This is a genomic window from uncultured Fenollaria sp., from assembly GCF_934202865.1.
In the GTDB taxonomy this organism is placed as follows: domain Bacteria; phylum Bacillota; class Clostridia; order Tissierellales; family Peptoniphilaceae; genus Fenollaria.
Window position 1 is genome coordinate 1 of record NZ_CAKPYL010000051.1, and the last position, 10,207, is coordinate 10,207.

Here is a 10,207-nt window from a genome sequence, read left to right on the forward strand (position 1 = left end):
GATATAAACATGGATATAAATATAGAAAGGCAAGACAATGGAGAAAGTGAGACTGAATAAGTTTGTTGCAGAAAATGCAGAAGTATCTCGCAGAAGAGCAGACGAACTTATTGAAAAAAAGAGAGTAAGAGTAAATAATAAAGTAGTTGAGAAGATGCCATTCTTCGTTGATCCAGAGACTGACGTAGTTAAATTAAATGGCGAAGTAATTAATGTGGATAAAGATAAAAAGATATACATTGCACTGAACAAGCCACTTGGCTACGTAACAACACTAAAAGATAAATATGCTAAAAACATTATATCAGATTTATATGATTATAAGATTAAAAAGAGGATTTATCCAGTGGGTAGGCTAGACGCAAACACTACTGGCTTGTTGCTACTTACAAATGATGGTCAATGGTCTAATGGCATCATGCATCCAAAAAACGAAATATATAAAGAATATATAGCTAAACTAGATAAGGCTCCTAATAAGAATGATCTTAACAAATTAAGAAACGGCGTCTATCTAGACGGAGTTAAGACAGCTCCAAGCATAGTAAAAGTGCTAAACGTTTATGATGACAGCTCCTTAGTATCTATATCTATATGCGAAGGAAGAAACCATCAAGTCAGAAATATGTTTAAAGTCTTGGGATATAAAGTTCTAATGCTTAAAAGAGTTAAGATAGGCACACTAGAATTAGGCGCACTAAAGGTCGGAGAGTTCAGAAGACTATCAAAGGAAGAAGTTGAATCGTTTAGATGAAATACAAATTCTTAGATAACACTAATCATTTTATTGATTACTTATTAAAAACTTTTCTTAAAGATAAGAAGATTCTTGTTGACATGACTTGTGGCAATGGTTACGACAGCTTAAGAGTTTTAAAAAACGCGCCAAATTATGAAAAGCTCTATCTTTATGATATACAAACAAAAGCAATAGAAAATACAAGATCTCTATTAGAGTCTTACTCATATAAGAATTGTATCTATTTAAATAAAAGCCATGATGATTTATCGGATATAAGGGAAAATATTGACTTTGCTATATATAACCTAGGCTACTTACCTGGAGCTGATAAAAATCTAGTAACGAGACTAGATACTACTATGAGTTCTATACAGCAGCTATTAGTACGACTTAACTATGGCGCAATCATTATGATAACTACATATCCTGGCCACGAAGAAGGCTGCCTGGAAGATAGTAAAATATATGATTATTTAAAAAGTTTAGATCAAAAAATATTTAATGTTATCAAATTAGAGTTTATTAATCAAAAGAATAAACCATGTAAAACATATATTTTAGAGAAGAGGAGTGAAGATGATGGAGAAAAATCTAATTTATAGAATCGAACAAAACAAAAAGCAATTTAGTAAGGGTCAAAGGTTAATTGCTGACTATATTCTCAACAATTTTCACAAATCGACCTTCCAAACAGCTCAAAAACTTGCTATGGAACTTGGTTTAAGTGAGTCAACAGTAGTAAGATTCGCAACATTACTTGGTTATGATGGATATAAAGAATTAAAAGATGATATACACGAGCTAGCTAAGATAAGTCTATCAAACATAGACAGAATTAAGCTTAGAGAGATATCAACTATGGATGAGCTAGTAGAATCATGTTTAGCAACTGATGCTCACGACGTAAAGAGATTAAAAAATGATCTTGACAAAGAAAAGCTATATGAAGGCATAGATATTTTAAACAATAGCAGAAAAATTTTTGTGCTAGGCTTAAGAACCTCTTCATTTTTAGCAAATTACTTCTGCTTTTATTTGAAATTAATGGGCAAAGATGCGATTATCATTAATTCTGACGATGATATAGTATTTGAGAGCATGTTACACATGAATGAAGAAGATACATTCTTCTGTATAAGCTATCCAAGATACTCTAAAAAGTCAGTAAGTATATTAAAATACGCTAAATCAAAGGGAAGCAAAGTTATATCACTTACAGACAATACAAACACTACCATCGCTAAGAACAGCGACTTAGTTTTAATTGCTAAAAACGATATAATTCTATTTATCGATTCATTCGTTGCACCACTATCTTTAATAAATATCATTATAGCTGGACTAAGCTTTAAAAATTTAGATTCAACACAAGATTATTTAACAGAAATGGAAAGGATTTATAAGTCATACGATATATACGATTTTGATCCTTATGAAGATAAATAATGAATAAGGTATATGATGTCGCTGTCGTTGGCGCAGGCGCTGCAGGTCTTTTTACAGCTGTTCACTGTGCTAAACGAGGCAAAAGCGTTATATTATATGATAAAAACAAATATCCAGGAAGAAAGCTAAGAATAACTGGCAAGGGCAGATGCAATATTTGTAATTACTCTGATAATGATAATATACTTAAAAATATTGTACACAACGAAAAATTTATGTATAGCTCATTAAATAATTATTCGGCTAATGATCTTATTAAATTTTTTAATGACAATGGAATAAAAACTAAAGTTGAAAGAGGCAATAGAGTATTCCCTCAGTCAGATGACGCCATGGAAATCATAGAAATGTTTAAGAAGCTTATAAAGGACTTGAATATAAATTTTAAAAATGAATGCACAGTTAAAAATCTAGAAAAACATGAAGATTTATTTAAAATAGTATCCAATTCTGGAGTAGACTATGCAAAAAACCTTGTAATTGCTTGTGGAGGAATGAGCTATAAAGTAACTGGTTCTAATGGCGATGGCTATAGACTTGCGCAAAAGTTTGGACACAGTATAAAGCCAATTAAGGCCTCACTTGTAGCAATGAACACAAGTTTAAGTAAAGAGGATAGACTTGAGCTTATGGGACTATCACTTAGAAATGTAGAAGTAAAAGTCATAAATCAAAAGAAAAAGACTATATTTACTGAATTTGGAGAGATGCTCTTTACTCACTTTGGTATATCTGGCCCAATAATACTGAGCGCATCCTCATATATGAAAGATGATGAAGATTATACTATCTATTTAGATTTAAAACCTGCACTAAATGAAGAACAGCTAGATAATAAGCTTCTTATGCTATTTGAGGAAGAGCACTTAAAATCCATTGGCAAGGTACTAGAGAATCTTCTTCCAAAAAAGTTAATAAATATATTTCTAAAAGCTATTGACTTAGACTATTATAAAAAGGCATGCGATATTACAAAACTTGAAAGAACTGCTATTATCAATAATCTTAAACACTTCAATCTTAAGTATGACTCTTTAAGAGATATAGATGAAGCGATAATCACTGCAGGCGGAGTTAACGTAAAGGAAATTGATCCTAAGACTATGGAGTCAAAATTAGTAAATAAGCTATATATAGTTGGTGAAGTTTTAGATATAGACGCCTTAACTGGTGGATATAATTTACAAATAGCATTTTCAACAGCTTATCAAGCAGCAATGAGCATTGAGTAGGTGATGGTGTGGTAGTAATTAGAGGAGCAGTTGATGCTCAAAATACGGCAAGTTCAATAATTAATCAAAGCAAAATTTTATTAGAAGAGATAATAAAGGCGAATAATTTAAATAAAAAAGAGATTAAATGCATTTTATTCACAGTAACTCAAGACTTAGACAAGGCATATCCAGCTCTTGCAGCTAGATACATTGGTTTAAATGATACAGCTTTGATATGCTTAAACGAAATGCTTGTCGAAGGACAAATGCATGGCGTTATCAGGCTAAGCGCATTTTATAATAAGGATATAGATAAAAAAGATGTATATTTAGGCAAAACACAAAGCTTAAGAAAGGATAAATATATGAATAATAATATAAAAGTGGCTATAGATGGTCCAACAAGTGCTGGCAAAAGCACTATAGCTAAGCTATTAGCAGAAAAACTTAAGATTAATTATGTAGATACTGGTTCAATGTATAGAGCACTAACACTAAAGGTTTTAAACAATAATATTGATCCTAAATCTGAAGAAGATGTTGTGGCCTTAGCTGAAAAAACTAAGATAGATTATTTTGAAAACCATATCTTCCTAGATGGGCTTTGTGTTGATGACAAGATAAGAAACGAGCGTATCGATAAAAATGTTTCCTATGTTTGTCAATATAGAGATGTAAGAAAAAGACTAGTAAGTTTGCAACGAGAGATAGCTTCTAAATCATCTGTGATTATGGATGGACGTGATATAGGTACAGTTGTATTAAAGGATGCCGACTACAAGTTCTTTTTAACAGCTTCGGCAGACGTAAGAGCAAAAAGAAGATACAAAGAATACTTGGAAAAAGGTTTAGACGTCAATTTTGATGACATCAAAAAGGACCTTATCCGTAGAGATGACTACGACTCACATAGGGAAGTAGATCCACTAGTAAAAGCAAGTGACGCTATAGAAGTAAATACAGATGATAAGAACATCGAAGAAACAGTTGAGCTTATGCTTTCTTATATAAATGGAGATAAATAATGTATAGAGTCATTAGATTTGTTGGAATAATAATTTGCAGAATATTATTCAGATTTGAAATAAAAGGCAAGGAAAATTTAAAACAAGATACAAATTTTATAGTCGCAGGCAATCATAGATCAAACTGGGACCCCATATTTGTAGCGATGAATTTAGGTACAAACGTAGCTTTCTTCGCAAAAAAAGAACTTTACGAAAACCCATTTACAAGGTTTATACTTAATAAATCTAACGCTATAAAAGTAGATAGAGAAAAAGCTGATATCAAAGCCATAAAAGATGTTATGAGAACACTTAAGAATGGCAATAATTTAATTTTCTTCCCAGAAGGCACTAGAAATGTAGATGGAACAGCAAAGGCAAAGGATGGCATACACTTGATTGCAAATAGAACTGGCACAAACATAGTCCCTTGCAATATTGAATCAAGCTACAAAATTTTTTCTAAAGTTAAAATGACTTTTGGTGAAATAATTGATGTAGACGAATTTGAGAAGCTGGAAGGAGATTTCTCCGAAAACTTAATGGATAGGATAGCATCGTTATAATGAAGATATATTTAGCAAAGTACTACGGCTTTTGTTCAGGTGTTAGATTGGCTGTAAAAAAAGCAAATGAGTTTTTAAAAGAAAACAAAGAAGCAGAGATAGTTGGTGACTTAATTCACAATCAAACAGTTATCGATGATTTTGCTAGGCGTGGGCTAAATAAAATTGATGATTATAAAAAAATTTTTTCAAATAATATAATCATACGCGCGCATGGTGAAACCATTGAAAACACTAAGCTCCTAGAGGATAATCACAAAAATATTTGCGATACAACTTGTATAAAAGTAAAAAATATTCACGAATTAGTGGAAAAATATTCAAATATAGGTTATAATGTTATTATAGCGGGTGATAAAGAACATCCAGAAGTAAAAGCTATAATTTCTCATTCTAAAACAGAAGCAATCGTCATTAAGGATGTAGATGAAGCTAAAGAAATTATTGGCTTAAATCATATTGCATTCTTTGCACAATCAACATTCATTCATGATAAATTTGATAAGATGTCAAAGTGCTTAGAAGAGCATAATGAGGATGTGCTTGTATTTAACACTATATGCAACGCTACTGAAAACAGACAGAAGGCTGTTAGGGAGCTTGCAAATAAAGTAGATATGGTTTTAGTCTTTGGATCAAATTTCAGTTCAAATACTAAAAAATTGTATGAGATTTCGAAAACTATTAATCCTAAAACATATTTACTTGAAAATATTCATGAGCTGGACATGAGTTTAATAAAACCAGATTATAATATTGGTATTACAGCAGGTGCTTCGGTACCTGATGATATAATTAAGGAGGCAATTAAAGTAATGGAAAATTTAAACCACGATGAAACAATGAAAAAGGAGGATGCTAAAGAAACAAAAAAAGATGAAATGATTAAAGCTATTGATGATTCTTTCAAGAGAATATCAAGAGGCGAAATCATTGAAGGTGAAGTTCTTTATGTAACTGACAACGATGTTAGTGTTAACATCAACTTTAGAAGCGACGGTATAATCAAAAAAGAAGACCTAGCTGAAGAAGATGTTAATCCAAAGGATCTATATAAACAAGGCGATAAGATCAAAGTTTATGTAGTTAAGATTGACGATGGAGAAGGTAACGTAGTTCTATCAACTAAGAAGTTGAAAGAAATGGAAGTTTGGGAAAAGATTGAAGAAGTTAAGGAAAGAGACGAAGTAGTTTCTGTAAAAGTTAAATCTGTCACTAAAGGCGGCTTGATTGTTAACTATAGCGGAATCCAAGGATTTATACCAGCTTCATTAGTTTCAGTTAGATATAAAGAAAACCTTGAAGAATTTGTTGGACAAAATCTAGACGTTGTAATTATCGACGTTGATATAAATAAAAGAAGATTAGTATTCTCTAGAAAAGCTGTTGAAAAGAAAGAGCTTGATAAGAAGAGAGAAGAAGCTTGGGAAAACATCAAAGAAGGAGAAATAGTCAAAGGTATAGTAGCTAGAATCGTTGATTATGGTGCTTTCATTGACCTAGGCGGAATCGATGGCTTAGTACACATCACAGACCTTACATGGGGAAGAATTAGAAATCCTAAGGAAGTTTTAAAACAAGGTGAAGAAATTGAAGTTAAAGTTTTATCAGTAGATAAAGAAAGAAATAGAATTTCACTTGGCTTAAAACAAACAGTACCTGAACCATGGACAGTATTTACAGAAAAATACCATGAAGGCGATGTTGTTGAAGTTGAAGTTGTTAATATTGAATCATACGGCGCTTTCGTTAGAATTATGGAAGGCGTAGATGCTTTACTACACGTTTCACAAATTTCTCATAAGAGAGTTAATGATCCAAAGGATGTATTAAAAGTAGGCGATCGCTTCGAAGTTATGATTACTGAAATTCATGAAGACAAAAAGGTTAGCGTATCTAAGAGAAGACTTGAAGAACCAGTAGAAGAAGAACAAGAATACGAAGAAGAAGCTCCAGCAGCTGAAGAAGTTCATGAAGAAGAAAAACCTGAAGTTGAAGAAAAAGAAGTAAAGGAAGCTGAATTAAAAGAATTACCTGTACAATAAGATGATTTATCTGAAGATATGGGTGCGTTATTTAAAAATGCAATAGAAAATTCTGAATCAGAAGAACAATAATAATTGATTTTTAAAGGCACGCCTAGGCGTGCCTTTAATTAGTTAGGAGTAAGACATATATTGAATAGTATAAAAAAATATATTGATGATTATCAAAATAAATATAAAAAATCACCAAGCTTTATGATTAGAACCTATGGTTGTCAGATGAACGAGCGTGATAGCGAATCTATAAGCTGGATACTATCTAATTTAGGTTTCGTAGAGACAGATGATATGCTTGAAGCTGACATAGTTATATTCAATACATGTGCTGTTAGGCAAAATGCAGAGAATAAACTATTAGGCAATTTAGGCGATTTAAAGCATATAATGGAAGCAAATGATTTAGAAAAGATTATTATGGTTTGCGGCTGTGTTATGGAGATTGACTCTTCTAGAGAGTTTCTAGAAGAAAAATTCAAACACGTTGACATCATATTTGGAACTAATTCCATTGCCATATTAAAAGAGCTATTAGAAGAACATCTATCTACAAAGAAGCAAGTTGTTAATATAGATGAGATTAATCTAAAGACAAGAGAAACTATTGGTCAAAACAGAAGATATAATTTCAAATCTTATGTCAATATCATGTATGGCTGCGATAACTTTTGTACATATTGCATTGTACCATACACTAGAGGCAGGGAAGTATCAAGAGAGGCTAAGGATATAGTAGCCGAGGTCAAGCACCTTGTTGATGGCGGCGTAAAAGAAGTAACGCTACTTGGTCAAAATGTTAACTCATACGGAAAAACCTTAGATCCCAAAATTTCATTTACTGAACTTATCTATAAGATTGCTGATATAGATGGACTTGAGAGAATCAGATTTATGACATCTCATCCTAAGGATATATCAAAAGAGCTTATATATGCTTTTGATGAGATAGATAAACTTATGCCATTCTTGCATATACCAGTGCAATCAGGCTCCAATAGAATACTTAAGCTTATGAATAGAAAATATACTAGAGAAGATTATCTAGAAAAGATAGATCTTATTAAATCATTAAAACGTGACATTGCCTTATCTACGGATATCATAGTAGGCTTTCCTGACGAAAGTGATAAAGATTTCGAAGATACTATTAATCTAATTAAAACTGTTGGCTACGATCAAGCATTTACATTTATATATTCAATAAGGCCAGGCACTCTTGCTGCTAAGATGGAAAATCAAATTCCTGATGATATTAAAAACTCTAGATTACAAAGATTAATCGAGGTACAAAACGATATTAGCTTAGAAAACAACAAGAAATACCTAGGCAAAACATTAAATGTCTTAGTAGAAGGAACATCTTCAAAGGATGATAATTTCTACTCAGGTAGATCAGAAGAGTTTAAATTAGTTAATTTTAAAGCAAGTGAAGAAGACATTGGCAATATTATTAAAGTGAAAATAAATGATGTTAAATCATTTTCTATGAATGGTGAGAAAGTTGAAGATAGATAAAGACAAATTGTCTCCTATGATGAGGGAGTATGTAGAACTTAAGGAAAAGAATCAAGATGCTATAGTCATGTATAGGATTGGCGACTTCTTTGAAATGTTTTTCGACGATGCAGTTGAAGCGAGTGAGCTACTTGATTTGGTCTTAACAGGACGCGACTGTGGTCTAGATGAAAGAGCGCCTATGTGCGGAGTGCCTGCTAAAGCTGTTGACGTCTACATCAATAAGCTTGGTCAAAATAATAAAAAAGTTATAATTGTCGATCAAGTAGAAGACCCAAAACTAGCTCAAGGCCTTGTTAAAAGAGACATAGTAAAGATAGTTACACCAGGCACTACATCAAGCGAAGAAGAGTTAAATAAGTATATCATCTACCTTTATATTGATGATATGGGCGCATCAATCGTCAAGTGCGACTACCTAACAGGTGATATCGATGCTCATGATTATAGTCTTAAGGGCAGTATCTATGATGTCGTTGACAGCATATTCAAATACAACGTAGCGGAAGTCTTTATTAATGATGACTATAAAGATATAGAAGATCTTATTAAGTATCTAAATAAAAAATCGCTTGACTATGTAAAGACTTATAAAGTAGAAAAAAATCTTGATGATATCATTGCCATTTTAAAAGGTAATCATAATATAAGCCTCAAGAAAAATGAATATAGAAAAGTAATTGCTATCTATTACCTTATAAATTATCTAGAATACACTCAAAAGAATGATTTAAAGCATTTTAAGTTTGAAAATATCAATGATGATCTTAAGACAATGGTCCTTGATGATCAAACCAGATTAAATTTAGAGATAGACTCATCTTATAATACTAAGTCAAAAACCTTATTTGATATACTTAACGATACCAAGACAGCTATGGGGCTTAGATATCTTAAAAACGCTATGTTAAAGCCGCTTATCAATGCGAGTGATATAAACGAAAGGCTTGATTTAGTCGAATATTTTTATAAAAATGAGATGGAAATGACAGGCATAAGAAACTATCTTAAAAATATTCGTGATGTAGACAGAATTTCAAACAGAATCAATGAGATGACTGTCACTAAGCAGGATATGCTTAGGCTTAAGGACTACATTATCTACGCTGAAAACGCTGTAGCTCTTATAAAAGATGAAAATATTAAAAAGAATTTCAAATTTTCTGACTTAAATGACTTAGTTAAACTAATAGATTTAGCGATTGATTCAATGGATAGCGACTATATAATTAAGCTTAATTACAACGGAGACCTTGATAAATACAGAAGCTTGCAAAATGATTCTTTAAAAGAGATACTTCTACTTGAGGATAAGGATAGAAAAAATACAAAGATTAAAAATCTTAAGATAAAGTATAACAAGATACTTGGTTATTTCTATGAGGTTACTAAATCTAACTTAAATATGGTTCCTGACTACTTTATTAAGAGAGCAACACTTGTTAATAGTGAAAGATTTGTTACTGAAGAGCTTAAAGCTCTTGAAACAGAGATACTTACAGCAAAAGATAGATTTGAATCACTTGAGAAAGAACTATTTAACGATATAAAAAATAAATTACTTGATAGCTTATCGCGTATCAAAAGCTTAAGCGAAAAGATTGCTTATCTTGACTTTATTGTGAATCTCGCTTATATTGCAAGAAGAAATAAATACGTTAGAGCAAGTATAAGT

At 31.7% G+C, this 10,207-nt stretch carries 8 protein-coding genes and 2 pseudogenes; all 10 read left to right on the forward strand.

Translation table 11 applies throughout. The features are described 5' to 3' along the window. The first annotated feature begins 37 nt into the window (after positions 1-37). Positions 38-754: a pseudouridine synthase gene (locus tag Q0E71_RS05640; RefSeq protein WP_294796887.1), complete on the forward strand. Its 717-nt coding sequence runs from the start codon at positions 38-40 to the stop codon at positions 752-754. Beyond that, the gene (locus Q0E71_RS05645; RefSeq protein WP_294796889.1) at positions 751-1,344 is read left to right on the forward strand and encodes a class I SAM-dependent methyltransferase; all 594 of its coding nucleotides are present in this window, start codon (positions 751-753) and stop codon (positions 1,342-1,344) included. Before Q0E71_RS05640 ends, Q0E71_RS05645 begins: the two co-directional genes overlap by 4 nt. Further along, the gene (locus Q0E71_RS05650; RefSeq protein WP_082244115.1) at positions 1,319-2,188 is read left to right on the forward strand and encodes a MurR/RpiR family transcriptional regulator; all 870 of its coding nucleotides are present in this window, start codon (positions 1,319-1,321) and stop codon (positions 2,186-2,188) included. Before Q0E71_RS05645 ends, Q0E71_RS05650 begins: the two co-directional genes overlap by 26 nt. Continuing rightward, entirely contained in the window at positions 2,188-3,420 is a 1,233-nt protein-coding gene (locus Q0E71_RS05655) for an NAD(P)/FAD-dependent oxidoreductase (protein WP_294796893.1), read from the forward strand. Before Q0E71_RS05650 ends, Q0E71_RS05655 begins: the two co-directional genes overlap by 1 nt. Before the next feature lie 8 nt (positions 3,421-3,428). Then, positions 3,429-3,749: pseudogene (locus Q0E71_RS05660) on the forward strand (chorismate mutase); the annotation flags it as partial. A gap of 18 nt (positions 3,750-3,767) precedes the next feature. Further along, positions 3,768-4,427: a (d)CMP kinase gene (gene cmk, locus Q0E71_RS05665; protein WP_294796901.1), complete on the forward strand. Its 660-nt coding sequence runs from the start codon at positions 3,768-3,770 to the stop codon at positions 4,425-4,427. Then, positions 4,427-4,975, forward strand: coding sequence for a 1-acyl-sn-glycerol-3-phosphate acyltransferase (locus Q0E71_RS05670; RefSeq protein WP_294796895.1), 549 nt, complete (start codon positions 4,427-4,429; stop codon positions 4,973-4,975). Before cmk ends, Q0E71_RS05670 begins: the two co-directional genes overlap by 1 nt. Further along, positions 4,975-7,020, forward strand: a complete 2,046-nt coding sequence (locus tag Q0E71_RS05675; protein WP_294796897.1) for a bifunctional 4-hydroxy-3-methylbut-2-enyl diphosphate reductase/30S ribosomal protein S1 — start codon at positions 4,975-4,977, stop codon at positions 7,018-7,020. Before Q0E71_RS05670 ends, Q0E71_RS05675 begins: the two co-directional genes overlap by 1 nt. Before the next feature lie 195 nt (positions 7,021-7,215). Next, positions 7,216-8,532 (forward strand): tRNA (N6-isopentenyl adenosine(37)-C2)-methylthiotransferase MiaB, encoded by a 1,317-nt coding sequence (gene miaB / locus Q0E71_RS05680; protein ID WP_367116824.1) that lies wholly within the window; start codon positions 7,216-7,218, stop codon positions 8,530-8,532. Beyond that, positions 8,519-10,207 (forward strand): annotated as a pseudogene (locus Q0E71_RS05685) (hypothetical protein); the annotation flags it as partial. The gene miaB and the pseudogene Q0E71_RS05685, both read left to right, overlap by 14 nt.

What these genes read in the sequence shown, in the direction of transcription:
- Q0E71_RS05640 (WP_294796887.1), top strand. Translation starts at nt 38, where the DNA reads ATGGAGAAAGTGAGACTGAATAAGTTTGTTGCAGAAAATGCAGAAGTA.
- Q0E71_RS05645 (WP_294796889.1), top strand. Translation starts at nt 751, where the DNA reads ATGAAATACAAATTCTTAGATAACACTAATCATTTTATTGATTACTTA.
- Q0E71_RS05650 (WP_082244115.1), top strand. Translation starts at nt 1,319, where the DNA reads ATGATGGAGAAAAATCTAATTTATAGAATCGAACAAAACAAAAAGCAA.
- Q0E71_RS05655 (WP_294796893.1), top strand. Translation starts at nt 2,188, where the DNA reads ATGAATAAGGTATATGATGTCGCTGTCGTTGGCGCAGGCGCTGCAGGT.
- cmk (WP_294796901.1), top strand. Translation starts at nt 3,768, where the DNA reads ATGAATAATAATATAAAAGTGGCTATAGATGGTCCAACAAGTGCTGGC.
- Q0E71_RS05670 (WP_294796895.1), top strand. Translation starts at nt 4,427, where the DNA reads ATGTATAGAGTCATTAGATTTGTTGGAATAATAATTTGCAGAATATTA.
- Q0E71_RS05675 (WP_294796897.1), top strand. Translation starts at nt 4,975, where the DNA reads ATGAAGATATATTTAGCAAAGTACTACGGCTTTTGTTCAGGTGTTAGA.
- miaB (WP_367116824.1), top strand. Translation starts at nt 7,216, where the DNA reads ATGATTAGAACCTATGGTTGTCAGATGAACGAGCGTGATAGCGAATCT.